At 64.4% G+C, this 22,637-nt stretch carries 23 protein-coding genes and 1 pseudogene; 12 read left to right on the forward strand and 12 right to left on the reverse strand.

What is annotated here, in order from left to right:
• Positions 1–18 precede the first annotated feature (18 nt).
• From QOL79_RS05130 to QOL79_RS05170, 9 genes are all read left to right on the forward strand, one after another.
• Positions 19–687, forward strand: coding sequence for a GntR family transcriptional regulator (locus QOL79_RS05130; RefSeq protein WP_283418856.1), 669 nt, complete (start codon positions 19–21; stop codon positions 685–687).
• Positions 688–718: 31 nt separating this feature from the next.
• Positions 719–1,630, forward strand: a complete 912-nt coding sequence (locus tag QOL79_RS05135; RefSeq protein ID WP_204993640.1) for a hydroxymethylglutaryl-CoA lyase — start codon at positions 719–721, stop codon at positions 1,628–1,630.
• A 12-nt stretch (positions 1,631–1,642) separates the two neighbouring features.
• Complete coding sequence (locus QOL79_RS05140; RefSeq protein ID WP_283418857.1) at positions 1,643–3,691, forward strand: hydantoinase/oxoprolinase family protein; 2,049 nt, start codon at positions 1,643–1,645, stop codon at positions 3,689–3,691.
• An 11-nt stretch (positions 3,692–3,702) separates the two neighbouring features.
• On the forward strand, positions 3,703–5,589 hold the full coding sequence (locus QOL79_RS05145; protein WP_283418858.1) for a hydantoinase B/oxoprolinase family protein: 1,887 nt from the start codon (positions 3,703–3,705) through the stop codon (positions 5,587–5,589).
• A complete protein-coding gene (locus QOL79_RS05150; protein WP_283418859.1) occupies positions 5,562–6,782 on the forward strand; it encodes a CaiB/BaiF CoA transferase family protein in 1,221 nt (406 codons plus the stop codon). Before QOL79_RS05145 ends, QOL79_RS05150 begins: the two co-directional genes overlap by 28 nt.
• On the forward strand, positions 6,779–7,420 hold the full coding sequence (locus QOL79_RS05155) for an isochorismatase family protein (protein WP_331458622.1): 642 nt from the start codon (positions 6,779–6,781) through the stop codon (positions 7,418–7,420). Before QOL79_RS05150 ends, QOL79_RS05155 begins: the two co-directional genes overlap by 4 nt.
• Positions 7,421–7,965: 545 nt before the next feature.
• Complete coding sequence (locus QOL79_RS05160; protein ID WP_283418860.1) at positions 7,966–8,607, forward strand: hypothetical protein; 642 nt, start codon at positions 7,966–7,968, stop codon at positions 8,605–8,607.
• Positions 8,597–8,899 carry an antitoxin Xre/MbcA/ParS toxin-binding domain-containing protein gene (locus QOL79_RS05165; RefSeq protein WP_283418861.1) on the forward strand — a complete coding sequence of 101 codons (303 nt, stop codon included), beginning with the start codon at positions 8,597–8,599 and terminating at the stop codon, positions 8,897–8,899. Before QOL79_RS05160 ends, QOL79_RS05165 begins: the two co-directional genes overlap by 11 nt.
• Positions 8,889–9,122 (forward strand): hypothetical protein, encoded by a 234-nt coding sequence (locus QOL79_RS05170; protein ID WP_204993645.1) that lies wholly within the window; start codon positions 8,889–8,891, stop codon positions 9,120–9,122. The genes QOL79_RS05165 and QOL79_RS05170 overlap by 11 nt, the downstream gene beginning before the upstream one ends.
• A 280-nt stretch (positions 9,123–9,402) precedes the next feature.
• Here QOL79_RS05170 and groL read toward each other — a convergent pair whose 3' ends face one another.
• Positions 9,403–11,022 carry a chaperonin GroEL gene (groL, locus tag QOL79_RS05175; RefSeq protein WP_283418862.1) on the reverse strand — a complete coding sequence of 540 codons (1,620 nt, stop codon included), beginning with the start codon at positions 11,020–11,022 and terminating at the stop codon, positions 9,403–9,405.
• 46 nt (positions 11,023–11,068) lie between these two features.
• On the reverse strand, positions 11,069–11,383 hold the full coding sequence (gene groES, locus QOL79_RS05180) for a co-chaperone GroES (RefSeq protein ID WP_283418863.1): 315 nt from the start codon (positions 11,381–11,383) through the stop codon (positions 11,069–11,071).
• Between the two features lie 259 nt (positions 11,384–11,642).
• On the opposite strand from groES, the gene QOL79_RS05185 reads away from it, so the two are divergent.
• A complete protein-coding gene (locus QOL79_RS05185; protein ID WP_058455491.1) occupies positions 11,643–11,870 on the forward strand; it encodes a hypothetical protein in 228 nt (75 codons plus the stop codon).
• Positions 11,867–11,965 (forward strand): annotated as a pseudogene (locus tag QOL79_RS05190) (protein usg); the annotation flags it as partial. The gene QOL79_RS05185 and the pseudogene QOL79_RS05190, both read left to right, overlap by 4 nt.
• Positions 11,966–12,252: 287 nt before the next feature.
• Here the strand turns inward: QOL79_RS05190 and QOL79_RS05195 are convergent.
• From QOL79_RS05195 to QOL79_RS05210, 4 genes are read right to left on the reverse strand one after another with little or no spacing between them, the layout of a single operon-like run.
• Positions 12,253–12,858, reverse strand: a complete 606-nt coding sequence (locus QOL79_RS05195) for an ABC-type transport auxiliary lipoprotein family protein (protein ID WP_231729066.1) — start codon at positions 12,856–12,858, stop codon at positions 12,253–12,255.
• 5 nt (positions 12,859–12,863) lie between these two features.
• A complete protein-coding gene (locus QOL79_RS05200; protein WP_283418864.1) occupies positions 12,864–13,805 on the reverse strand; it encodes an MlaD family protein in 942 nt (313 codons plus the stop codon).
• Complete coding sequence (locus tag QOL79_RS05205; RefSeq protein WP_282949866.1) at positions 13,805–14,665, reverse strand: ABC transporter ATP-binding protein; 861 nt, start codon at positions 14,663–14,665, stop codon at positions 13,805–13,807. Before QOL79_RS05205 ends, QOL79_RS05200 begins: the two co-directional genes overlap by 1 nt.
• A complete protein-coding gene (locus QOL79_RS05210) occupies positions 14,665–15,771 on the reverse strand; it encodes an ABC transporter permease (protein ID WP_283418865.1) in 1,107 nt (368 codons plus the stop codon). The genes QOL79_RS05205 and QOL79_RS05210 overlap by 1 nt, the downstream gene beginning before the upstream one ends.
• Positions 15,772–15,861: 90 nt before the next feature.
• Here QOL79_RS05210 and QOL79_RS05215 point away from each other — a divergent pair, with 90 nt between their 5' ends.
• Entirely contained in the window at positions 15,862–16,587 is a 726-nt protein-coding gene (locus QOL79_RS05215; protein ID WP_082657747.1) for an HAD family hydrolase, read from the forward strand.
• On the opposite strand, the gene QOL79_RS05220 is transcribed toward QOL79_RS05215, so the two are convergent.
• From QOL79_RS05220 to lgt, 6 genes are all read right to left on the reverse strand, one after another.
• Positions 16,584–17,876 carry a cystathionine gamma-synthase family protein gene (locus QOL79_RS05220; RefSeq protein ID WP_058455471.1) on the reverse strand — a complete coding sequence of 431 codons (1,293 nt, stop codon included), beginning with the start codon at positions 17,874–17,876 and terminating at the stop codon, positions 16,584–16,586. The two genes, QOL79_RS05215 and QOL79_RS05220, sit on opposite strands and share 4 nt — an antisense overlap.
• 139 nt (positions 17,877–18,015) lie before the next feature.
• Positions 18,016–19,299 (reverse strand): MFS transporter, encoded by a 1,284-nt coding sequence (locus QOL79_RS05225; protein WP_058455470.1) that lies wholly within the window; start codon positions 19,297–19,299, stop codon positions 18,016–18,018.
• 106 nt (positions 19,300–19,405) lie between these two features.
• Positions 19,406–20,167: a peptidoglycan editing factor PgeF gene (pgeF, locus tag QOL79_RS05230; protein ID WP_283418866.1), complete on the reverse strand. Its 762-nt coding sequence runs from the start codon at positions 20,165–20,167 to the stop codon at positions 19,406–19,408.
• The gene (locus tag QOL79_RS05235) at positions 20,164–20,682 is read right to left on the reverse strand and encodes a GNAT family N-acetyltransferase (protein WP_283418867.1); all 519 of its coding nucleotides are present in this window, start codon (positions 20,680–20,682) and stop codon (positions 20,164–20,166) included. The genes pgeF and QOL79_RS05235 overlap by 4 nt, the downstream gene beginning before the upstream one ends.
• Positions 20,679–21,749, reverse strand: coding sequence for a class I SAM-dependent methyltransferase (locus tag QOL79_RS05240; protein ID WP_283418868.1), 1,071 nt, complete (start codon positions 21,747–21,749; stop codon positions 20,679–20,681). The genes QOL79_RS05235 and QOL79_RS05240 overlap by 4 nt, the downstream gene beginning before the upstream one ends.
• Positions 21,736–22,557, reverse strand: a complete 822-nt coding sequence (gene lgt, locus QOL79_RS05245) for a prolipoprotein diacylglyceryl transferase (protein WP_283418869.1) — start codon at positions 22,555–22,557, stop codon at positions 21,736–21,738. The genes QOL79_RS05240 and lgt overlap by 14 nt, the downstream gene beginning before the upstream one ends.
• Between the last annotated feature and the right edge of the window lie 80 nt (positions 22,558–22,637).

Below are 22,637 nucleotides of genomic sequence, written 5' to 3' on the forward strand. Positions count from 1 at the left end.
TGCTCAAAGGAGGCAAGAATGTCGCGCGCATCCGATCGGGCCTATTCGCAGATCCGGAACATGGTGTTGTCGGGTGACCTGGCGCCTGGCGAGCAGCTGCGCGAGGAGCAACTGGCCGAAATTTGCGGGGTTTCGCGCACGCCTATTCGCGACGCGCTCAGGCGCCTCGAAAGCGAGTCTTTCGTGCGCCGGAACGACTCCCAGCGCAGTTTCGTGGCGGACTGGTCGCTGGACGACATGGAGGAGGCGTTCGAGCTTCGCGCAATGCTCGAATCGCACGCGGCAGCCCGCGCCGCTGTCCGCGTCAGCCCCGAGCAAATCGAGCAGCTCAGGCGATGCAACCAGGCGATCTACAGGGCGATCGCGGGTGACGCGCCGGACATTCCGGCGTTTCTGGAGCAGAACCGCATATTTCACGCGATCATCATGGAAGCGTCGGCGTCTCAACGGCTCGCGCTCATGCTGTCGCGGATCATCGAACAGCCCGTCGTCCTGCGGACAGCGCTCCAATATGATCGGGAAGATCTGCAAAGCTCCGGTCGAGAGCATGACGAACTGCTTGCCGCATTCGGCCGACGCGATCCCGATTGGGCGGCCGCGGTCATGAAGAGCCACATCCGGCGCGCCTTCCATGCCTATGCCGATGCGCACAAGCGCGGGAGCGGGCGTCAGGTCGAGGGAGGTTGATTTTGTATACATATATGCGAATGAGGAAGCGATGATTCTGCCATCCGCCATCGAATTCGTCGAAGTGGGCCCCCGCGACGGGCTCCAGAACGAGGCCGTCATCCTTGCCACGAACGACAAGCTTTCGCTGATCGAACGCCTGATCGACGCCGGGGCACGGCGGATCGAGGTGGCAAGTTTCGTCAATCCTCGCCGGGTGCCTCAAATGGCCGATGCCGAAGATGTCTGCGCCGGACTGCCGCCGCGCGGCGACGTCACCTATGTCGGGCTCGTGCTGAATCTTCGCGGCGCGGAGCGAGCGCTTGCGACCGGCAGGATCGATCAGCTTGGCGCCGTGGCGGTCGCGACGGACAGCTTCGCCATGGCCAATCAGGGGCAGACATGCGCGGGCTCGGTCGCCGCGGCCTGCGATATCGTGGCGCTCGCGAACCGTGGGGGCGCGTCGGGGCAAGTGACGATCGCGGCTGCGTTCGGCTGCCCCTATGAAGGCGAAGTCGACCCGTCGCATGTCGTCGAAATGGCGCGGACCCTGGCGCAATCGGGCCCGGCAGAAATAGCGCTCGCCGACACGATCGGCGTCGCCGATCCGTGGCGCGTGACCGAGCTCGTCCGCCGCGTGAGCGACGCGGTCGCGCCGCTTCCGGTCAGGGTTCATTTTCACAATACGCGCGGCACCGGACTGGCGAATGTCTGGGCGGCGGTCGGGGCGGGCGCGACGATCGTGGATGCGTCGGTCGGCGGCCTCGGCGGCTGTCCCTTCGCGCTGGGGGCCGCGGGGAACGTGTGCAGCGAGGACGTCGTCTACATGCTTGAGCGCGCGGGGATTGCGACCGGCATGCGTATCGATGCGCTGATCGCGACCAGCCAGTGGCTTGGTAGCCTGATCGACAAGCAATTGCCGGGCATGGCGGCGCGCGCGCCGGCTTTTCCGCCGGGCGCCTGAGGAGGTTACGCAATGGGCTATCGTTTGGGCGTCGATGTCGGAGGAACATTTACCGACCTTCTCCTGTTTGACGACGCATCGGGCGCCTTCTGGCGTCACAAGACCCCATCGACGCCGCAGGACAGCTCCGAAGGCATCGTCACGGGGCTCGATGCCATCTGCGCCCAGGCCGGCATCGCCGCCAGCGACATAAGCTACCTCCTCCACGGCACGACGGTCGCAACCAACGCCGTGCTCGAGGGGAAGGGTGCCCGAGTGGGACTGGTGACCACCGAGGGACATCGGCATATCATGCAGATTGCCCGAAGCTATGTGCCGGGCGGCCTCGCCGCGTGGATCGTCTGGCCCAAGCCAGTGCCGCTGGCGGCGCTCGAAGATACGGTCACGGTAAAAGGCCGGATCAGCGCGGCAGGCGAGGAGGTCCGCCCGCTGGACGAAACGGACGTTCGGCAGGCGCTCGGGGCGTTGAAGGAACGGGGTGTCGAGGCGATTACCATCAGCCTGATCAACGCCTACGCCAACGGGGACCATGAAAGCCGGATCGGGACCCTGGCCCGGGAAATCATGCCCGGCGTGCCGGTATCATTGAGCCATGAGATCCTTCCTGAAATGCAGGAATATGAACGGACGTTGACGACCGTTGCCAACGCGGCCGTGCGGCCCGTCGTCGGCAAATATATAGCGAGCCTTCGCAACCGGCTCGCCGAGCGGGGGATGGCAGGGAAGTTGTCGCTGCTCCGGTCCGACGGCGGACTCATGTCTTCGGCAAAGGCCGAGGAGCATCCCGTGAATATTCTGATGTCGGGGCCAGCCGGCGGTGTGACGGGTGCGCTATGGGTCGCGAAGCATTCCGGGTTCTCCAACATCCTGACGCTGGACGTCGGCGGCACGTCCACCGACGTGGCGCTCATCGAAAATCTCGAGCCCCGCCGCGCGCGTACGACCGATGTCGGCCATTTGTCGGTTCGGGCATCCTCGCTAGACGTCAAGACGGTCGGAGCTGGCGGGGGCTCGATCGCCTATGTTCCGGAACTTACGCGCGCGCTTCGCGTCGGACCGCAATCGGCCGGCGCGGTGCCCGGCCCTGTCGCTTATGGCAAGGGCGGCAGTGCGCCGACGGTGACCGACGCCAACGTCGTCCTCGGTTATCTGCCCGAGAACCTGCTCGGCGGCTCGTTTCAACTCGATCGCGAGAGCGCCGCAAAGGCCGTGCAGACGATCGCGGACGCGCTTGGGATCGATCTGATGAGCGCGGCTCGCGGGATCATCGACATCGTCAACGAAAATATGTTCGGGGCGCTGCGCATGATCTCGGTCCAGCAGGGCTATGACCCGCGGCATTTTGCATTGATGGGGTTCGGCGGCGCCGGCCCTCTCCATGTCAATGCGGTGGCGCGGCTGATGGGAAGCTGGCCTGCGATATCGCCGGTATCGCCCGGGGTGCTCTGTGCGCTGGGCGACGCGACCACCCGAATGCGCACCGAGACCGCGCGGTCCTTTTCGCGCTTGGCACAGGACACCGACGCCCGCGATCTGGTCTCGATGCTCAGCGATATAGCGACACAAATTCGCGCCGAGCTGGAAAGTGACGGCCTCAATGCCGATGAGGTTGATACCGAGTTTGAAATTGACGTTCGCTACGCGGGACAGGCGTTCGAAGTGCCATTGACCACGACCCTCGACACGCTCGAACGCGACGGCATCGAAGGGCTATTGTCCCGGTTCGACGCCGAGCATCTGCGCCTTTTCACGTTCAATATGGAAACGCCGCATGAGATTGTGAATCTGCGCGCCGTGGCGTTGGGACCGGTTTTGAACCTGCCGGCGGCTGAATTGCCGCACGGCGATGGCAATCCCGCTGCTGCGAAAATCCGCGACCACCGGCTCTGGATGGACGGCGAGGAGCGATCGGCCATCATTTACGACCGGTCAAAGCTCAAGCAGGGCGACATCATCCCGGGCCCTGCGATCGTGATCGAGATGGATTCGACGACGCTGATCGAAAATGGCTGCGTCGCCCGCGTCGACGCGTTCGGAAACATCCTGATCTATCTGGCCTGAGGAGCAAGACCATGCCCGCGACGATCGTCCAGACAAACTCGCAACCGTTCGCCCCCGCCGAAATCGATCCGGTGACACTCGACATTATCGAAAACGCACTTCGCAACGCTCGTGTCGAAATGGATGCAACGCTGGTGCGGACCGCGATGTCGCCGGGAATTCGCGAGCAGGGCGATGCCTTTCCGCTCATCGCCGATCACAATGGCAAGATGATAGTGGGTCAGTTCGGCAGCTTCATCGGCGGTTTTCTGAAGCAGTTCGACGGCACGCTCGAAGATGGCGACATGATTTTTCTGTCGGACCCCTATAGCTGCGAAGGGGCTGTCAGCCATTCCAATGACTGGCTTATTCTGCTCCCGGTTTTCAGATCAGGCCGCCTCATCGCCTATACCGCCATGTTCGGCCACCAGTCCGACATCGGCGGCAAGGTGGTAGGCTCGATGCCGATAAACGCTCGCTCGATCTTCGAGGAAGGAGTGCGGATTCCCCCGGTGAAAATCTGGCGAAAGGGTGAATATAACGAGGATCTGATCAAGCTGGTCATGCATCAGACGCGAAAGCCCGACTGGTGCCAGGCCGACTTGAACGCGCTGATCGCCGCGTGCCGGGTTGCGGCGCGGCGGGTCGTCGAAATGGCAGACCGGTTTGGCGATGACGTCTATGTGTCGGCAACGCAGGAACTGCTCGCTCGCAATCACCGGGCCATGAAGCAGTTGATCGCAATGGCGGTCGCCGAGGAACCGGTAAGTTTCGAGGATTATATATGCGATGATGGAATGGGCTATGGCCCGTACAAGATCAAATGCACGATGTGGCGCGACGGCGACAAGGTTATCCTCGACTTTCAGGGTACCGATCCGCAGAGCAGCGCTTCGATCAATTTCTACCTCAATGAAAACATGTTCAAGATGTTCTTCGGGATCTACATGATCATGGTCTTCGACCCGCAGATCCTGTTCAACGATGGCTTCTATGACCTTATTGACGTCCGTATTCCCGCCGGATCTCTGCTGAAGCCCCATTTTCCCGCCGCCCTGTCGGGCCGCACGCATGCACTGGGCCGTATCTTCGACATTTTGGGTGGGCTGCTGGGGCAAAAAACACCCGAATTCTTGAACGCGGCGGGCTTTTCGTCGAGTCCCCATCTCTTTTATTCGGGCAACGATCACCGCCCGGGTAAAGGGGGGGAGTGGTTTCAGCTGTTCCAGATCGGATTTGGAGGCATTCCGGGCCGCCCGATGGGTGACGGCCCCGACGGACATTCCCTGTGGCCAGGCTTTACCAATGTTCCGAACGAATTTCTGGAGCGTTACTTTCCGCTCATGATCGAGCGCTACGAGACTGATCCCGACAGCGGAGGGGCGGGGCTTCATCGCGGCGGCAACGGTATTCATATGACCTACCGCTTTCTCAGTCCCGGCACGATTTCGATCCACGACGATCGCTGGTTCGTTCCGCCTTGGGGCGTGAACGGCGGGGCGCCGGGCAAGCGTGCGCGGAAAATATTGGAGCGAGCCGACGGGTCGCATTGCGTGATCGGCAACAAGGTCGAAGACATCAGCGTTGCAGTCGACGACCAGCTCCATTTCATCACTTGGGGCGGTGGCGGCTGGGGCGATCCGCTGGCGCGCGATCCATCGCTGGTCGGCCTGGAAGTCTTGCAGGGGCTTGTAACCGTCGCTGGGGCCCGCGCTTATGGGGTGGTCGCCAGCGAGGACGGCGAGATCGACGCCGCCGCAACCGAGGCGCTGCGCCATCACATGCGCAGCACCCGCGCACCTTTGTCGCTTTTCGATTATGGCCCGGGGGTCGAAGCCTTGCGCAGCGCCTGCGAAGCCGAGACGGGGCTCCCGGCACCGATACAGCCGGCATGGCCGGAGCTGGAAGCCGCGCAGTGAATATGGACCGGGCAGGCGCGCTGCACGGCCTTCGCGTCGTGGAAATGGGTCAGCTGCTGGCCGGTCCCTTTTGCGGCCAACTTCTTGGCGACATGGGCGCTGACGTCATCAAGATCGAGCCGCCGGGAGCCGGGGACCCGATGCGCCTGTGGGGCCAGGGCGAAGACAAGGTTCACTGGGAAGTCATTGCGCGCAACAAGCAGTCGGTATCTTGCAATCTGCGCGTTGCCGCGGGCCAAGCGCTCGCGCGGAGACTGATCGCCACGGCCGACGTGCTCATCGAGAATTTCAAGCCGGGAACGCTCGAAAAATGGGGGCTCTCGCCAGAAGACCTGCATCGGGACAATCCGCGTCTGATCATTGCGCGCATGTCGGGTTATGGTCAGACGGGTCCCTATTCGGATCGCGCCGGATTTGGCGGCATCGGTGAAGCCATGGGGGGCTGGCGCTATATTGTCGGCGAGCCCGACCGCGCGCCCTCGCGCATGGGAATTTCGATCGGCGATACATTGTGCGCCACATATGGTTGCATGGGCGTTCTTGCCGCGCTTCATTATCGCGAAAAGACCGGCTTTGGCCAGATCGTCGACGCAGCGCTTTATGAATCGGTGCTGCAAGTGATGGAAGGGCTCGTGGCCGAATATGATCATGCCGGCATCATACGTGAGCGTTCGGGCTCCATCCTGCCGGGGATCGCACCGTCCAATGTGTATCGGTGCCTTGACGGCGAATTCATGATCGGTGCCAATAATGACGCCATTTTCAGGCGCCTCGCCCAAGCCATGGAGCAGCCCGCTCTCGCCGACGACGAGCGCTATGCGACCCATATCGCAAGGGGGCATCACCAAGCGGAACTCGACGCTCTCATCAACCGGTGGACGGAAACGCTGCCCGTGGCGGAGGTCGATCGGCTGATGATCGAACATTCGGTACCGGCAGGCCGGGTCTATCGCGCGCCGGAGATGCTCGCCGACCCCCATTTTGCTGCACGCGAAGCGATCGTCGAAGTTGAAACCGAACGCTTTGGCCCGCTCAAGATGCAGAATGCCTTTCCGCGCCTTTCGCGGAGCCCGAGCGCGGTCCGGTCGCCGGCGCCATCGCTCGTTGGTCAGCATAATGACGCGATTTACGGGGATTTGCTCGGTATATCGACGGAGGAGCGAGATGCGCTCGCCGCTGCCGGGGTCATATGATGGCCGGACGCGACGATCTCGGAGAGAATTATCGCGGCACTTTTGACGGACACCTGCCCTTTGGCACTCGTCCCGCCTTGCTCATCGTCGACTTCGTCATGGCCTATCTGGACCCCGCTTCGCCGTTATTTGCAGGCGCTGAAAATGCTCTTGCATCCACGGTGCGACTTTTGGCGGCCGCCCGGGCAGCCGGCATGCCGATCGTCTTCACCAACGTCATATTCGAGCCCGGCGGCTCCGACGGCGGATTGTTCTACAAGAAGGTTCCCGCTCTCAGTTGTCTGGACAGAGGTTCGCCTCTCGGCGAATTTCCGCGCGAGCTTTCGCCGGGGCCCGGCGAACATGTCATAACCAAACAATATCCGTCGGCGTTTTTTGGCACAGGGTTGAGCGCCCTTCTCGAAGGGGATGGTATCGACACCTTGATGATAGCGGGGGTTTCGACATCGGGGTGCGTGCGGGCCTCTGCACTCGACGCACTCCAGCACGGCTTCGCCCCGTTCGTCGTCGAAGACGCGTGCGCCGATCGCCACGTCGATCCCCACCAGGCCAGCTTGTTCGATCTTCAAGCCAAATATGCGGAAGTCATCGACGAGAAACAGGCGATATGGCAAATCGAACGCCTCTGCCGGTCCTGAATCTTGGAGCATCAGGATCCTGGCCTCGCGGCCGTCGGCCGTACGGTGTGGTGCGATGTTTTCGATCGTCGAAGCCACCCATGATCGGGCGGCCGGATATGCGCCAGCCGCTTGCATAAACCACCGCCGCAAACTGGCTTGCAGGACAAGAAACTGGCGAAGCCATGATTGCTTACCGCGAAAAGGATCGAGCCAGACTCTCTGTGGATCAGGCGATCCGACGGGAGCGGAGGAGGAGGACCAATCGAAGGACCCGGCGCTGCGCCGCCGACGAGCTGCCGCACTCTCGTCCATAAACCGCCCCCCTTTTGAATTGGGGGTGATCGGAGGCCGGAGAGATAGCATTGAAGGCGCGCTTGTCTGTTCTTGAAGCGATCATTTCAAAAGCGGGCCGTCCCAATCGGCCACCCACAACCGTAGCGACGACGCTTGCAGGGCGCACTTGAAAACGCGCATCGTCAGCCCCATCTTTCGTGAATCGCCGACTTCGTTTCTGCATGTTGGCGCCTGAGAGACGATCGCGCTCCCGCAAAAGGGAGGCGAATGTGGATCTCAATCAACTCCTCTATCATCACCAGATGGCGCTGTTGGCGGTAAGTCAGGCGCAACGCGACGGGCATTTGCTGCCGAATTTCGACCTGCCACGCTATTATGCGAAGCGGATCGATCAATATCGCGAGCGCAGAGGGCTGACGGACGGCTTCGCGGCATTGACAGACGGGGCATCCGGCGGTCCCAGGGCCGATTCGCCGATCGCGGAGGCCGCGGCGGATTATCCCATGTTCGTCGGCGACACGCTGATCGCCGAACTGCTCGTCAACGAGGTGCTCGCCATGACCGCGGAGGAACGCGCTTCCTTCGCGCTAGAAGATGTCATCGGCCGCCTTGCGGATATCCAGGAGGATGTCTGGATCGTCGGCCGCGATATCTACCGGGCGCTCGGCCTCGATGAGGAAAAGCTCGCCGCGCTTGCGGCAAAGCTACCCGCCCCACCCGATCTGCACCGGACAGGCGCGGGAGCGTTCGAGCCCTTCCGGTCGCGATCCGAAGAGGGCATCGAACATCTTTACGTCGAACAGTTCCGGGTCGGAGCATTTCGATACTCGAACATCGACGATGCCCGCGCCGCCCTCGCTCGCCAAAGCGCTGGTGCCGGTTCGGAAAGGGAGCAAGCCAATGACGCCTGATCCGAAACAAACCCGCGCCGCGCCAGCGAATATGCGTACGAACCCGTTCCGGCGACATCGCACAGCGTCGCCGCTCGCTCCGCGCGACGCGCAGCGCCAGGGCGCCATCAGTGCGCTGGCCTTCCAGCTTCTTGGCGGCCGGGACCCGGCACTCGCCTTCCTGAACACCGAAAGCACTCAGTTGGGCGGCCGGCCGATCACTCTAGCGACCCAGAGCGATGCGGGTTATGCGAGCGTCGAGCGGGAAATCCGTTCGCGATCCGTGTCGGGAAGCGAACCCCATGCCGGATAACCGGCAGCTCGCGGACCATATCGTCCGAAGCTGGTTCGAATGGGAACTCGATGGCCTCGCGCGCAAGGTCATTCTCGTCGTCGAAACGGATATCCCGATGCAGCCCGACGAAAGCGGTTACGACGCGATCATTCTCGACGAACTGCGGGCCGCGGCGATCGCAAGGTCGCGTGCGTCCCCCGGCGCCATCGATCGCATCCGCATCGTGCCGATCCGCTACTAGCGCGTCCCGACGAGAAGGTTCGATTCCTTCGCCTATGGCCGATTATGAAATCATCGCAGTTCGCGAGGGGCGGGTAACGGCCGGACGCATCCTATCGCGGCCGTGAAAATTGGAGACAGCCTGTTCCTTGCCGACCCGATCGTCGACGGGATCAGCGCGGGAAGGGGATAGCAGGCAGCTTCTGATCAGGGTGGCGCAATCGCGGCCTCAAGGAAGTGCCATCGTCTTGCTGCGCTCGACCTGCGGGTGAGGGCGGCAGTCTCCCGCCGCCCTCCGATCGTCAGAAGTCCATCGCCGGCATCGGCGCCGCCTTCTCCTCCTTCGGCAGTTCGGCGACGAGCGCCTCGGTCGTGATCAGCAGCGACGCGACCGACGCCGCATCCTGCAGCGCGGTGCGAACGACCTTGGCGGGGTCGATCACGCCCGCCTTGACGAGATCCTGATACTCGCCGGTGGCGGCGTTGAAGCCCCAGCTATACTCCTCGCTTTCGAGCAGCTTGCCGACGATCCAGGCGCCGTCCTCGCCGGCATTGTCGGCGATCTGGCGCGCCGGCGCGCGCAGCGCGCGGCGGACGATGTCGATGCCCGACTGCTGGTCGTCGTTCGCGGCCTTCAGGCTGTCGAGCGCCTTCAGCGAGCGGAGCAGCGCGATGCCGCCGCCGGGAAGGATGCCTTCCTCGACCGCCGCGCGCGTCGCGTGGAGCGCGTCGTCGACGCGGTCCTTCTTCTCCTTGACCTCGACCTCGGTCGCGCCGCCGACGCGGATCACCGCGACGCCGCCCGCGAGCTTGGCAAGGCGCTCCTGCAGCTTTTCGCGGTCGTAATCGCTGGTCGTCGTCTCGATCTGCTGGCGGATCTGCGCGACGCGGGCGTCGATGTCGGACTTCGCGCCGACGCCGTCGACGATCGTCGTATTATCCTTGTCGATGACGACCTTCTTGGCGCGCCCGAGCATGTTGATCGTGACGTTCTCGAGCTTGATGCCGAGCTCCTCGCTGACGACATTGCCGCCGGTGAGCACCGCGATATCCTCGAGCATCGCCTTGCGGCGGTCGCCGAAGCCGGGCGCCTTGACCGCCGCGACCTTGAGGCCGCCGCGCAGGCGGTTGACGACCAGCGTCGCGAGCGCTTCGCCCTCGACATCCTCGGCGATGATCAGCAGCGGTCGGCCCGACTGCACGACGCTTTCGAGGAGCGGCAGCATCGCCTGCAGGTTCGACAGCTTCTTCTCGTGGATCAGGATGTACGGATCGTCGAGCTCGACCTTGAGCTTCTCGGCGTTGGTGATGAAATAGGGGCTCAAGTAACCGCGATCGAACTGCATGCCCTCGACGGTCTCGAGTTCGGTCGCCAGGCTCTTTGCTTCCTCGACGGTGATCACCCCTTCGTTGCCGACCTTTTCCATCGCCTCGGCGAGGATGCGGCCGACCTCTTCGTCGCCGTTGGCGGAGATCGTCGCGACCTGCGCGATCTCACTGTTTGCCTCGACCGACTTGGCGTGCGCCTTGAGGTCATCGACCACGGTGGTCACGGCAAGGTCGATGCCGCGCTTGACGTCCATCGGGTTCATCCCCGCGGCGACCGCCTTCGCGCCTTCGCGGACGATCGCCTGCGCGAGCACGGTCGCGGTGGTCGTGCCGTCGCCGGCCTTGTCATTCTGCTTGCTGGCCACCTCGCGCAGCATCTGCGCGCCCATATTCTCGAACTTGTCGGCCAGCTCGATTTCCTTGGCGACGGTGACGCCGTCCTTGGTGATCCGCGGCGCGCCGAAGCTTTTCTCGATCACGACGTTGCGGCCCTTGGGGCCCAGCGTCACCTTCACTGCATTCGCAAGCGTATCCACGCCGCGCAGCATGCGATCACGCGCGTCCGACGCAAATTTCACTTCCTTGGCAGCCATTTCTACCTCCTTCTTGATGTCCTTTCAGTTGTGGATGGATGCGGCGTCAGGCCGCCTTCTTGAGCGCCGCGGCCTGCTCGATCACGCCGAGGATGTCGCTCTCCTTCATGATGAGCAGCACTTCGCCGTCGATGCGCACCTCGGTGCCCGACCATTTGCCGAACAGGATGCGGTCGCCGGCCTGGACGTCGAGCGCGGTCACGGTGCCGTCCTCGGCGCGCGCGCCCGGACCGACAGCGACGACTTCGCCCTCCTGCGGCTTTTCCTTGGCGGTGTCGGGGATGATGATGCCGCCCGAGGTCTTTTCCTCGGCTTCGATGCGGCGGACGACCACACGGTCGTGCAAGGGACGGAAATGCATGCATAACCTCCATGTTGCATAACGATATGATACAGACCGCGCGCCTGTCCGGGACGCGCGGCGCCGAAGAGCTAGGAAGCGGATTTTTTCGCTTCAAGAGGATCAGGCAGAATTTTTTGCGCCGCGGTTGGGAGAAACAAGGCCCCCTTTTCAACGGCCTCAGCCCTCTTGACTCGACTCGCTGGCTTCCCAAAATCTGTATCCGCGGCCTGTTGCCGCACGACGAGAAAGGAATGGCGACAAGGAAGGAGGCACGATCATGTCCGAGCCATTTTCCCGTTTTCTTCATCCCTTCGACGTGGCGCGTCACCCGAGCCTGGAGCCCGAGGTCAAGCGCGCCCTCCTCGCATCCTGGGCATCGGACCGCTCGGCAGTCCGCAACCGGCCGGCGCTCCGCAAGCCGCCGGGTGTGCGGCGCGCGGTGCCGGTCGACGATGTGCTGGCGGCGCTCCGCTCGCTCGACGGCGGCGAAGCGCGCGCGCCATGACCGACCGGGCGCTGATCGCGCAGCTGGACGGCTATGGACTGACGACCGCCGAGATCCATTATTACCGGCCCGATCACCCCTCGCTGCTCCAGTTAGCGCGGCAGTTCGAGCGCCTTATCCTCGGGCGCTGCGATCCGCTGCCGCTCGCGGGAACTGCTGCCGATTGCGATCTTGCGCGGCTTCATCGCTTCGGGGACGACGCGGTTGAACTCGATCGCGATGCCGCGGTGGAGATAGGCGCTAGCTGGCGGCGGCGTGGATCAGCCTGCGGCGATTGGGGTCCAGCCCATGATCGAGAGCGGTCACGCCCGCCGGCACTCTCCGGGGACGATCTTCGCGATCGCCGGCAAGCCGAACCGGATCGCGGTCCGGTCCGGCGGCGTTAGCCTCCCAGCCAAGCTGCGACATCGACCGCAACCTTGTTCGCCGCGCGCGCCAGCGCTTCGCCCGCGGGCTTGGCCTCGATCTTGGCGGCCAGGGGTTCGCGGACCTCGAAGCGGCGCTGCGTGACGGTCTTGCCGCCTGCCGAGACGAGCATCGCCTGATAGACGACGACCGCCTCGTTCGAGCGCGCGTCGATGCCGAATTCCATGAGCTGTCCTGCGAGTTGTTCGCCGGGTGCGGTCAGATATTGACCCTCGTCGAGGACGACGCGGGCGGTGCGCGCGGCGACGGTTTCGGACACCAGCCGCTGGAACAGCCGCTGCGGCGCCTCGACCCATTGCGCGTCCTTCACATAGGTCACGCTGCTGTCGTCCTGCTGCACGGGAATGCGCGTCGTGCGCAGCTTCTGCGGCGCGGTGGGGATCAGGATCGTCAGGGTCGCAGCCTCGGCGGCCGTGCGCGCCTCGCCCGAGGTCGGCGCGGCGTCGGCGTCGAGCGTCAGGAGGAAGGGCGGCGTCTTGCCGCCGAGCCCGATGCAGCCGGTGAGGCAAACGGCAACCACGGAAGCGAGCAGGGCGGTGCGGGTGGTTTGCATCATGGACATCCTCATCATTCCTTGTAGTCGGGCAGCTTGCTGCCGCTGAGGACCGCGCCCGCGCCCTGCTGGTCCAGCTTGTCGGTCAGGCTGGACAGCGAGGCCGAGGTGCGACGGAGGTCGCGGATCAGCGCATTGGCTTCGGGGATCGTCGTGTCGCTGAAGGTCTTGAGCCCCGGCCGCGCGTCGGCGATCGCGGATTCGAGCGTCTTCATCGATGCGTTGGCGGACTTCAAAGTATCGCGCAGGTTTGCCATCGCGGGGTCGACGTTGCGGTCGATCGTCCCCTGCGCCGAGGCGGCGAGATTGCCGACCTGCTCGGCCGCATTGCCCGCCTGCTGGATCGCAATGCGCGCGTCGGCGAGCGCCCTTTCGAGCGCCGGGCCGTTGCGCGCGAGCGTCGCGGTGGTCGCCTCCACATTGTCCAGGATGTTGGCGAAGCTTTCCTGATTCTTGTCGTCGGCGAGTTCGGCGAGGCGCTCGGTCAGCGTCGAGAGGCGTTGCAGCAATTGCGGCGCCGTGTTGAGCAGTTCGCCGAGACCGCCGACGCGCGTCGGGATGACGGGCTTGCCGGCGGGCCCCTTGTCGGTGATCGGTGGTGCGCCCTTTACCGCGCCGTCGAGCGAGATCTGCGAGACGCCGGTGAAGCCGACGCCTTCCAGTGCGGCGGTGGTGCCCTGCAGGATCGGCACGCCCTCGTTCACCTCGATGCGGACGCGGACGAATTGCGGATCGTCGGGCCACAGCGCGATCTGGCGCACCTGTCCCGCAGGAACGCCGGAGAATTGCACCTGCGCGCCCTTGTTGAGGCCGTCGACCGACTGTTTGAAGAAGATGTCATATTCGCGCTTGGTGCCGCCGCTGTCGTTGGCGAGCCAGACGACGAAGCCGGCGAGGGCGAGCGTGAAGAGCAGGACGAAGGCCCCGACCAGCACATTGTTCGACCGCGTTTCCATCAGCTCTTCCTATCCTGGGTCTGGTTGCAGCTCGAGGCGGCGCGGCCGCGCGGGCCGTTGAAATATTCCTGTATCCACGGATGCTCGGTGGCAAGCAGTTCGGGAATCGTGCCGACCGCGATGACACGCTTTTCGGCGAGCACCGCGACGCGGTCGCACGTCGCATAGAGCGTGTCGAGGTCGTGGGTGATGAGGAAGACGGTGAGGCCCATCGTGTCGGCAAGGCCGCGGATGAGCTCGTCGAACTTCGCGGCGCCGATCGGATCGAGACCCGCCGTGGGCTCGTCGAGGAAGAGCAGGGCCGGATCGAGCGCGAGCGCGCGGGCGAGACCGGCGCGCTTCACCATCCCGCCCGACAGCTCGGCGGGATATTTGGGCCCCGCGTCGGGGGGCAGTCCGACCATCGCGACCTTGTAGGCGGCGATCTCGTCGAGCAGTTTCTGGTCGAGGCGCGGATAATATTCGCGCAGCGGCACCTGGATATTCTCCGCGACGCTGAGCGTCGAGAAGAGCGCGCCGCCCTGGAACATCACGCCCCAGCGGCGGCGCAGGTCGCGCGATTCCTCTTGATCGGTGATGGTATCGAGCGTCTTGCCATAGACTTCGATTTCGCCTGCTGCCGGCGTCTGGAGCCCGACGATCGAGCGCATCAGTACCGATTTGCCGGTGCCCGACCCGCCGACGACGCCCAGTATCTCGCCCGAGCGGACGTCGAGGTCGAGATCGTCGTGGACCACCGCGTCGCCGAACTGGTTTCTGAGGCCGCGAATGCGGATCGCAAATTCGAATTTTTCGGGACGCACCGCGTCAGCGGCCGCCAGCTCCTCTTTAATTTCCTGCTGCTCGATTTCGTCGGCCATCAATTCCACCCCAGCGTGGAGAAGAAGACGGCGAAAAAGGCATCGAGAACGATGACGAGGAAGATGGCGGCGACGACCGCCGATGTGGTGCGGCGGCCGACCTCCTCGGCATTCTGGCGCACCTGCATACCTTCGTAACAGCCTGTGACGCCGATCAGGATCCCGAACACCGGCGCCTTGATCAGCATGATGTAGAAATCGTGCATTGGGATGATCTCGCGCAGCCGTTGCACGTAAGTCAGCGGCGGGATTTCGAGCCCGAGCCAGCAAAAGACCCCGCCGCCGATGATCGCGCAGATGCTGGCGTAGAAGCCGAGCAGCGGCATGGTGATCGTCGATGCCGCGACGCGCGGCAGCACGATTGCCTCCATCGGTGAGACGCCGATCGTGCGCATCGCGTCTACCTCTTCCGTCAGCTTCATCGTCCCGATCTGGGCGGCGAAGGCCGACCCCGAGCGGCCGGCGACCATGATCGCGGTCATCAATAGGCCAAGTTCGCGGAGCGAGGCGCGGCCGACGAGATTGATCGTGAACACCTCCAGCCCGAACTGTTCGAGTTGCACCGCGCCCTGCTGCGCGATGACGATGCCGATCAGGAAGCTCATCAGCCCGATGATCGGCAGCGCATCGACGCCTACGGCCTGAAAGCGCGTGACGACGGCGTTCCAGCGCAGGCGGCGGCGGGCGCGGATCTGGATGCCGAGCGCCACAATCATCGCGCCGAAGAAGCCGACGATGCCGAGCAGTTCGTTCCAGATGGCAAGGGTAGCGGTGCCGACCTGTTCGAGCATCCGCTCGATCGGCGAACGGCGGTCGCGGTGAACGGCATATTCGCTCTTGTCTTCGCGCAGCGCCTCGAGCAGCCGTTCGGCCTCGGGGCTGGCGCCAATGACCTTCGCGCCATGTTCGTTAACGGTGCGGGTGACGATCCACGCGCCGACGGTGTCGATTCGTTCGATCGCGGAGAGGTCGATTGTCGCGATCGGGCCGAGTTCGTCGAGGCGCGCGGGGACATCGCCAAGGCGCGCCAGCGTCAGCCGACCCGTGAAGCGGACCGCAGCGCCATCGGCGCCGTCGTCATAGTCGAAGTCCGCCCTGGCCACCATCTCGCGGGGGACATTGTATTATTTGCCCCGAGACGGCAAGCGAATCCGAAGCCGCTTGGCGCCTCGCGGCGCGCGCCTTATGGACGGGGCATGGATGCGCCCGTGCCAATCGTCCCGACCGAATACCGGCATCGCGTTGCGATGTACGACATGGACCGAACGATAACGCGTTCAGGGACTTACAGCGGATTTCTGATGCATGTTGTCCGCCGGCGCCAGCAATGGCGCATGCTGTTGCTGCCGCTTGTCGCGCTGGCGGGCGCGGCCTATTCGCTACGGTTGATCGACCGGTCGCGGCTGAAGGCGATCAACCTGCGGCTGCTCGTCGGGAAGCAGTTCAGCCGTGACGAGATCACCCCGCTTGCCGAAAGCTATGCCGATCAGGTGATCGGGCGCGGGTTGCACGCGGCGGCGCTCGACCAGATCGCCGCCGACCGCGAGGCGGGATACCGGCTGCTGCTCGCGACGGCGTCGTTCCATCTTTATGTCGACGCGATCGCGCGGCGGCTGGGGATCGACGACGTGCTCGCGACGCGGCTCGACGAGCCCGATGGCGCCGATCATATCCACGCGCGGCTTGCGGGCGACAATTGCTATGGCGATGCGAAATTTGCGCGCATTTCGGATTGGCTCGCCGACAATGACATCACGCGCGATCAGGCACATATCCGCGCCTATTCGGATCATGTCTCCGATCACCCGATGCTGCATTTCGCCGACGAGGCGGTCGCGACGACGCCGTCGCGCAAGCTCAAGCAGCTCGCGCCGAAAATGGGGTGGCAGGTGGTCGACTGGCGCGCGCGGCGCGGTCGTTAGACCGCGTCCAGCGCCTGCGCGAAATCGGCAATCAGGTCGTCGGCGTCCTCGATGCCGATCGACACCCGCACCAGATTGTCGGTGATGCCGAGTGCCTTCTTGCGCTCGTCGGGAACCGACAGATGCGTCATCGCGGCGGGGTGGCTCGCCAGCGTCTCGGTGCCGCCCAGGCTGACCGCGAGTTTCGCGATCTTGAGCGCGTCGAGGAAGCGGAAGCTCTCGGCCTCACCGCCCTTGATGAAGAGCGAGAAGGTCGAGCCCGCGCCCGAACAATGGCGGTCGAAGATATCCTTCTGGCGCGCCTCGCTGATGAAGCCGAGATAGCCGAGGCCCTCGACCTTCGGATGATCGCGAAGGAAGGTGCAGACCTTCAGCGCATTTTCGCCCGCGCGGCTCATGCGCAGTTCGAGCGTTTCGAGGCTGCGCAGCAACATCCACGCGGTGTTGGGGTCGCAGATCGTGCCGATCGTATTGCGCATCGGACGGATGATGTTGAGCAGCTTCTGGTCGCCCGAGACGCCGCCCGCAACGAGGTCCGAATGGCCGCCGGCATATTTGGTGAGGCTGTAAACGACGAGTTCGGCGCCCTGCTTCAGCGGCTGCTGCCAGAGCGGGCCGAGGAAGGTGTTGTCGATCGCGATCGCGGGCTTCTGCTCGCCGGGGAAAGCGGCGTCGCGCGCGGCGCGGACGGCCTCGACATCGACGAGCGCATTGGTCGGGTTCGCCGGGCTTTCGAGATAGACGAGCGCGACCTTGCCGCCCTTTTCGGTGGCGAGCGCCTTCGCGCGGTCGAGGATTGCGTCGATCTCTTCGCGGGTCGCGCCGGCCGGGAAATCGAGGAAGCTGACGCCGAAGCGCGACAGGATGCGCGCGATCAGCGTTTCGGTCGCAGCATAGAGCGGACCCGAATGGACGATCACGTCGTTCTGGTTCACGAGCGCGAGGAGCAGGGTCGCAATCGCCGACATGCCGCTGGAGAAGACGAGGCTGTCGTCGGCGCCGTCCCAGACCGCGAGGCGGTCTTCGAGGATTTCCTGGTTCGGGCCGTTGAAGCGCGAATAGACGAGGCCGTCGGCGGGGCCTTCGCGCTTGCCGGTGATATGTTCGAAGAAGCGCTTGCCGGCGGCGGCGCTTTCAAAGGCGAAGGTCGAGGTCAGAAAGATCGGCGGCTTCAGCGAGCCTTCGGAGAGCACGGGATCATAGCCGAGTCCCATCATCAGCGTGGCGGGGCTCAGCTCCTTGTCGCCGATTTTCTTGCTGTTCGTCTTGGGTGTGCCGCGCATGGCCATGGGATGCTCCTTTGAGATTGCCCCGCCTATAGCAGCGCCGGTTTCATTTGAAACTATATTGCGCCGGTCGTTCTTCCCTTTTCCGTATTCCCGGCCTTCGCCGCGATGACGGATAAAAGCGGCTGCGCCCTGTTATCCGTCAATCCTCAACGATCAGGCTGCGCTCTTTCGTTTCGGGAAGCAACAAGGTCGCAATGCCGGCCATGCCGATCACTGCGGCGACATAGAAATAGAACAGCCATTCGACGCCGGCGCCCTTGAGCGCGAGCGCGACCATTTCGACGGTGCCACCGAAGATCGCATTGCCGACCGCGTAGGGCAGCGCGACACCGAGCCCGCGGATATGCGCCGGGAACAGCTCGGCCTTCACCAGCGCATTGTTCGCGGTGTAGCCCGCCTGGAAGGTCAGCGGGATCAGGATCAGCAAGGTCGCGACCACCGGCGAGCTGACCGTTTCCAGCGTCAGGAAGGTCGGCGCCGCGACCAGTGCGCCGCCGATCCCGAAGAGGAGCAGCATCGGCTTGCGCCCGAAACGATCGGCGAGCGCGCCAAAGACCGGCTGCATCAGCGTGAACCAGATGAGCGCGACGGCGACGATGTAGGTCGCGGTCGCCTTGTCGAAGCCGACGGTGTTGAACAGATATTTCTGCATATAGCTGGTGTAGGTATAGGCGGCGAGGCCGCCGCCCGCCGACAACATGCCGACGAGGATGCTCTCGCGGCGATGCTCTTTCCAGAGCAGCTTCGCGGTCGAGACCGGGCGGTCGACCGCCTGATTCTCGAACGAGGGCGTTTCGGCGAGATTGCGGCGGAGGAGATAGACCGCGAGCGCGAGCACCGCGCCGATCACGAAGGGGATGCGCCAGCCCCAGGCGGTGAGTTCGGCTTCCGTCAGAAAGGCCTGCAAGATCACCGCGACGAAGATCGCGCAGAGCTGGCCGCCGATCAGCGTCATATACTGAAAGCTCGCCCAGAAGCCGCGATGATCCTTCGGCGCCATTTCGGAGAGATAGGTCGCGCTGGCGCCATATTCGCCGCCGAGCGACAACCCCTGCAGCATTCGCGCGACGAGCAACGTCGTCGGGCCGAGCAGTCCGGCGGCGGCATAGGTCGGCGCGACGGCGATCAGCATCGAGCCGCTGAACATCAGCGCGACCGACAATGACAGCCCCGCCTTGCGCCCGCGCGTGTCGGCGAAGCGCCCCATCACCCACGCGCCGATCGGGCGCATGACGAAGCCGACCGCAAAGATCGCGGCGGTGCTGAGGAGCTGCGCGGTCGGGTCGGCCTTCGGGAAGAAGACGGGGGCGAAATAGATGGCGAAGGCGGCGTAGGCGAACCAGTCGTACCATTCGACGAGATTCCCTGCCGATCCGCCGATGATCGATACGAGCCGTTTGCGCGGGATCGCCAGGGCCTTCATCCGTCTTGTCTCCCGCCATCCTTCGTTCGTTATGCCGGACTTGATCCGGCATCCATCTGTCTTCGATGAAGCTGGACCCCGGATCAAGTCCGGGGGTGACAAAGATTTAGCTCAGTCCAATCAGCGAGATCTGGCGGCCGTAGCTATTCTCGCCTCGATGGCACGCGCGGCGATAGCTGAAATAATCAACCTCTTCGGCGTAGGTATCCTGCCCGCCGATGGCAATTCGGCTGACCCCCGCCGCAGCGAGGCGCGCCGCGACATAGGCGGCGATGTCGAACATCGCGTGGCCGGGTTTGCCGCCCGCGAAGAAGTGCTCGTTCTCGGGATCGTCGGTGAGAAAGCGCTGCACGAAGCCGTCGTCGACCTCGTAGGAGACGCGCCCGATGCAGGGGCCGATAGCGGCCGCGATGTTCGCGCGGCTCGCGCCGAGGCCTTCCATCGCGGCGAGCGTCGCGTCGGTCACCCCGGCGATAGCTCCCTTCCACCCCGCGTGCGCCGCACCGATGACCCCGGCTTCAGCGTCGGCGAAGAGGACCGGGACGCAATCGGCGGTCAATATACCGAGCAGGATGCCGCGGGTTCGCGTCGCGAGCGCGTCGGCCTCGGGCCGCGCGGCAAGGTCGGTGCCGTCGTCGACGATCACGCAGCGGTTGCCATGGACCTGATAGAGGCCGGCGAGCGCCGCGCCGGGCAGCACCGCTTCGGTGGCGCGATGGCGGTTCTCGGCGATCAGCGCCGGGTCGTCGCCCGATCCGAGGCCGCAGTTGAGCGAAGCGAGGTCGCCGGTCGAGACGCCGCCCTGACGGCCGAAGAAGCCGTGCGGCACAGTCGCAAGCGTCGGCGCGACGACGAATGGCGCGCTCACAGGTCGAGCCTGAAGAAGCGATCTTCGTCGATATGATTGCCGACGCGGAATTCGTTGCGGCCGACGTCGTAGAAGCCGTAGCGGCGGTAAAAGGCCTGCGCGCGGTGGTTCTCGGTGAACACGGAGAGGTAGAGGATCGATGCACGTTCGCGCGCCCAGGCGATGCCCCATTCCATCAACGCCGCCGCGACGCCGGTGCCCTTCGCGGCTTCGGCAACGTAAAGCTGGTGGAGTTCGACCGCGTCGTCGGTGGGTTGCTCGGGCGGCAGGTCGAATTCGACCGGGCCCATCTTGATGTAGCCGAGGATCGCGCCCGCATCGTCGCGCACCAGCGCGATGTCGTGCCCGGCATCCCCGATCTGCGCGCGGACGCGCTCCGGAGGGTTCCAGTTGGCAAGGAAGGCCGACAGGTCGGCAGGGTCGTAGATATGCCCGAAGGTATCGGTAAAGGAGCCGTTCGCGAACATCGCGATCGCTTCGGCATCCTCGGGCTTCGCCAAGACGATGGCGGTCATGCGGGGTCTCCTGGAAATCCTGCGGGCGCGGGCCAGCCGGGCGCGGTAATCGCGATCAGCTTGAACAGTTCGCCCATTTCGCCGGGCTCGACAAGGCGGTCGCGCTGGCTTTCGAGTTCGGCGGCGCGGTCGGGGGCGGCGGCGGTGAGCGACTTCAGCCGCGCGTCGATGCCGAGACGCCTCAGCCAGTCGCCCTGTGTCGCAAGGCGGCTGATGGTAACGCCCGCCGGACGTGCCGCGTCGGCAAGGGTGGTGAAATCGACATGCGCGGTGAGGTCGGCCTCGCCGGGATCGACGAAGGGATCGACATATTTGTGGGCCTTCACCGCCTGCAGCGTGTCGCCCGCTGCGGGCCCCGCATAGCCATAGTCGATCGCGAGCATCGCGCCGCCCTGCCGCGCGATGCGGAAGGCGCAGCGCTGCATGATCGCGGCCGAGACCGGCGTCGTTTCGACGATCGTCCCCTCGGGCCGGTCACGCAGGACGGCGGGAATCGCGTCGTCGGCCGGGATTTCGCCGGCTCTCGGCGCGAGCCTGCCATCGCGCCGCTCGACCATTCGTTCGCGCCAGCCGTCGGCGGTCTTCACATATTGGTGGACCGGCAGCGCATCGAAAAATTCGTTGGCGACGATGACCAGCGGCGCGTCGTCGGGAAGTGCGTCGACCTCGTCACGATGTTCGGCCTGCGGAAGGCGCGCCGATTGCGCCGCGCGCAGCGTAGGGCTGGTTTCGACGAGATCGACGCCCACCGGCACGCAGCCGAAACGCGACGCCGCCCGGAGCGCGTCGGCGGCGAGCGTGCCACGCCCGGGCCCGAGCTCGACATAGCGGAACGGCGGGCAGCCCGCGCGGCTCCACAGGTCGGCGATCCAGATACCGACCAGCTCGCCGAACATCTGGCTGATCTCGGGCGCGGTGGTGAAATCGCCCGCCGCACCGAGCGGGTCGCGCGTCGCATAATAATGCGCGTTCGCCGCCGCCATATAGTCGGCCATCGTCATCGGCCGGGCGACGGCGATGTCCTTGAGCAATTGTTCGGGAGCGGGCGGGCCGTCAGGCAACGGCATCGGGTCCGGCGACCGGCTCGACCCGCTGGCGCCGGCGCTTCGCGGTCGCGATGAGCCAGAGGCCGATCACGATCATCGGCACGGTCAGCCACTGGCCCATCGACAGGCCGGTCGCATCGACCACCCACTGGCGCTGGACGTCGGGCTCGCGGAAAAATTCGACCGTGAAGCGACTGAGACCGTAGATCAGCGATGCCATGCCGACGAGGAAACCCGGTTTGTAGCGCGCATCGGTGCGCCAGAAGAAATAGGCGAGGACGGCCATCATCACCAATCCTTCGAGCCCGGCTTCGTAAAGCTGGCTCGGGTGGCGCGGGAGGTCGCCGCCGCGCGGAAAGATGATCGCCCATGGCACGGTCGTTACGCGGCCCCACAGCTCGCCATTCACGAAATTGGCGAGGCGGCCGAGGAAGAGACCGAAGGGAATGACGCACGCGATATAGTCGCAGAAGCGCAGGAAACTGAGCTTTTCCTTGCGCGTCACATACCAGATCGCAACGAGCACGCCGATCACACCGCCGTGCAGCGACATGCCGCCGTCCCACAATTTGAAGATGTCGACCGGCTCCTTGAGATAGGATTCGAGATTGTAGAACAGGACATAGCCGAGCCGGCCGCCGAGGATGATCCCGAGCATGGCATAGAAGATCATGTCATCGGCATGGCGCCGCGCCATCGGGGCGCCGGGCTGCGCGATCAGCTTCAGCAGATACCAATAGCCGAGGAAAATGCCCGCCAGATAGGCGAGCGCATACCAGCGGATTGGCCAGCCGAACACGCTGAAAGCGACCTCGCTATGCTCGCCCATCAGGTCATGAAAGTTAAGATATTGCGTCGCTTCGGCTAAGGTTGCAAAAAGAAACATATAGTCGCGCTGTCCTTCCCCAG

The organism is Sphingopyxis sp. Geo48, from assembly GCF_949769155.1.
Taxonomy (GTDB): domain Bacteria; phylum Pseudomonadota; class Alphaproteobacteria; order Sphingomonadales; family Sphingomonadaceae; genus Sphingopyxis.

Coding starts and splice junctions, on each gene's coding strand:
- QOL79_RS05130 (WP_283418856.1), top strand. CDS start 19: ATGTCGCGCGCATCCGATCGGGCCTATTCGCAGATCCGGAACATGGTG.
- QOL79_RS05200 (WP_283418864.1), bottom strand. CDS start 13,805: ATGGAAACGCGGTCGAACAATGTGCTGGTCGGGGCCTTCGTCCTGCTC.
- QOL79_RS05235 (WP_283418867.1), bottom strand. CDS start 20,682: ATGACCGCCATCGTCTTGGCGAAGCCCGAGGATGCCGAAGCGATCGCG.
- QOL79_RS05135 (WP_204993640.1), top strand. CDS start 719: ATGATTCTGCCATCCGCCATCGAATTCGTCGAAGTGGGCCCCCGCGAC.
- lgt (WP_283418869.1), bottom strand. CDS start 22,557: ATGGGCGAGCATAGCGAGGTCGCTTTCAGCGTGTTCGGCTGGCCAATC.
- QOL79_RS05185 (WP_058455491.1), top strand. CDS start 11,643: ATGTCCGAGCCATTTTCCCGTTTTCTTCATCCCTTCGACGTGGCGCGT.
- QOL79_RS05145 (WP_283418858.1), top strand. CDS start 3,703: ATGCCCGCGACGATCGTCCAGACAAACTCGCAACCGTTCGCCCCCGCC.
- QOL79_RS05140 (WP_283418857.1), top strand. CDS start 1,643: ATGGGCTATCGTTTGGGCGTCGATGTCGGAGGAACATTTACCGACCTT.
- QOL79_RS05170 (WP_204993645.1), top strand. CDS start 8,889: ATGCCGGATAACCGGCAGCTCGCGGACCATATCGTCCGAAGCTGGTTC.
- QOL79_RS05195 (WP_231729066.1), bottom strand. CDS start 12,858: ATGTCCATGATGCAAACCACCCGCACCGCCCTGCTCGCTTCCGTGGTT.
- QOL79_RS05205 (WP_282949866.1), bottom strand. CDS start 14,665: ATGGCCGACGAAATCGAGCAGCAGGAAATTAAAGAGGAGCTGGCGGCC.
- QOL79_RS05210 (WP_283418865.1), bottom strand. CDS start 15,771: ATGGTGGCCAGGGCGGACTTCGACTATGACGACGGCGCCGATGGCGCT.
- QOL79_RS05240 (WP_283418868.1), bottom strand. CDS start 21,749: ATGCCGTTGCCTGACGGCCCGCCCGCTCCCGAACAATTGCTCAAGGAC.
- groES (WP_283418863.1), bottom strand. CDS start 11,383: ATGCATTTCCGTCCCTTGCACGACCGTGTGGTCGTCCGCCGCATCGAA.
- QOL79_RS05150 (WP_283418859.1), top strand. CDS start 5,562: ATGGCCGGAGCTGGAAGCCGCGCAGTGAATATGGACCGGGCAGGCGCG.
- QOL79_RS05155 (WP_331458622.1), top strand. CDS start 6,779: ATGATGGCCGGACGCGACGATCTCGGAGAGAATTATCGCGGCACTTTT.
- QOL79_RS05165 (WP_283418861.1), top strand. CDS start 8,597: ATGACGCCTGATCCGAAACAAACCCGCGCCGCGCCAGCGAATATGCGT.
- QOL79_RS05215 (WP_082657747.1), top strand. CDS start 15,862: ATGGATGCGCCCGTGCCAATCGTCCCGACCGAATACCGGCATCGCGTT.
- QOL79_RS05220 (WP_058455471.1), bottom strand. CDS start 17,876: ATGGCCATGCGCGGCACACCCAAGACGAACAGCAAGAAAATCGGCGAC.
- groL (WP_283418862.1), bottom strand. CDS start 11,022: ATGGCTGCCAAGGAAGTGAAATTTGCGTCGGACGCGCGTGATCGCATG.
- QOL79_RS05225 (WP_058455470.1), bottom strand. CDS start 19,299: ATGAAGGCCCTGGCGATCCCGCGCAAACGGCTCGTATCGATCATCGGC.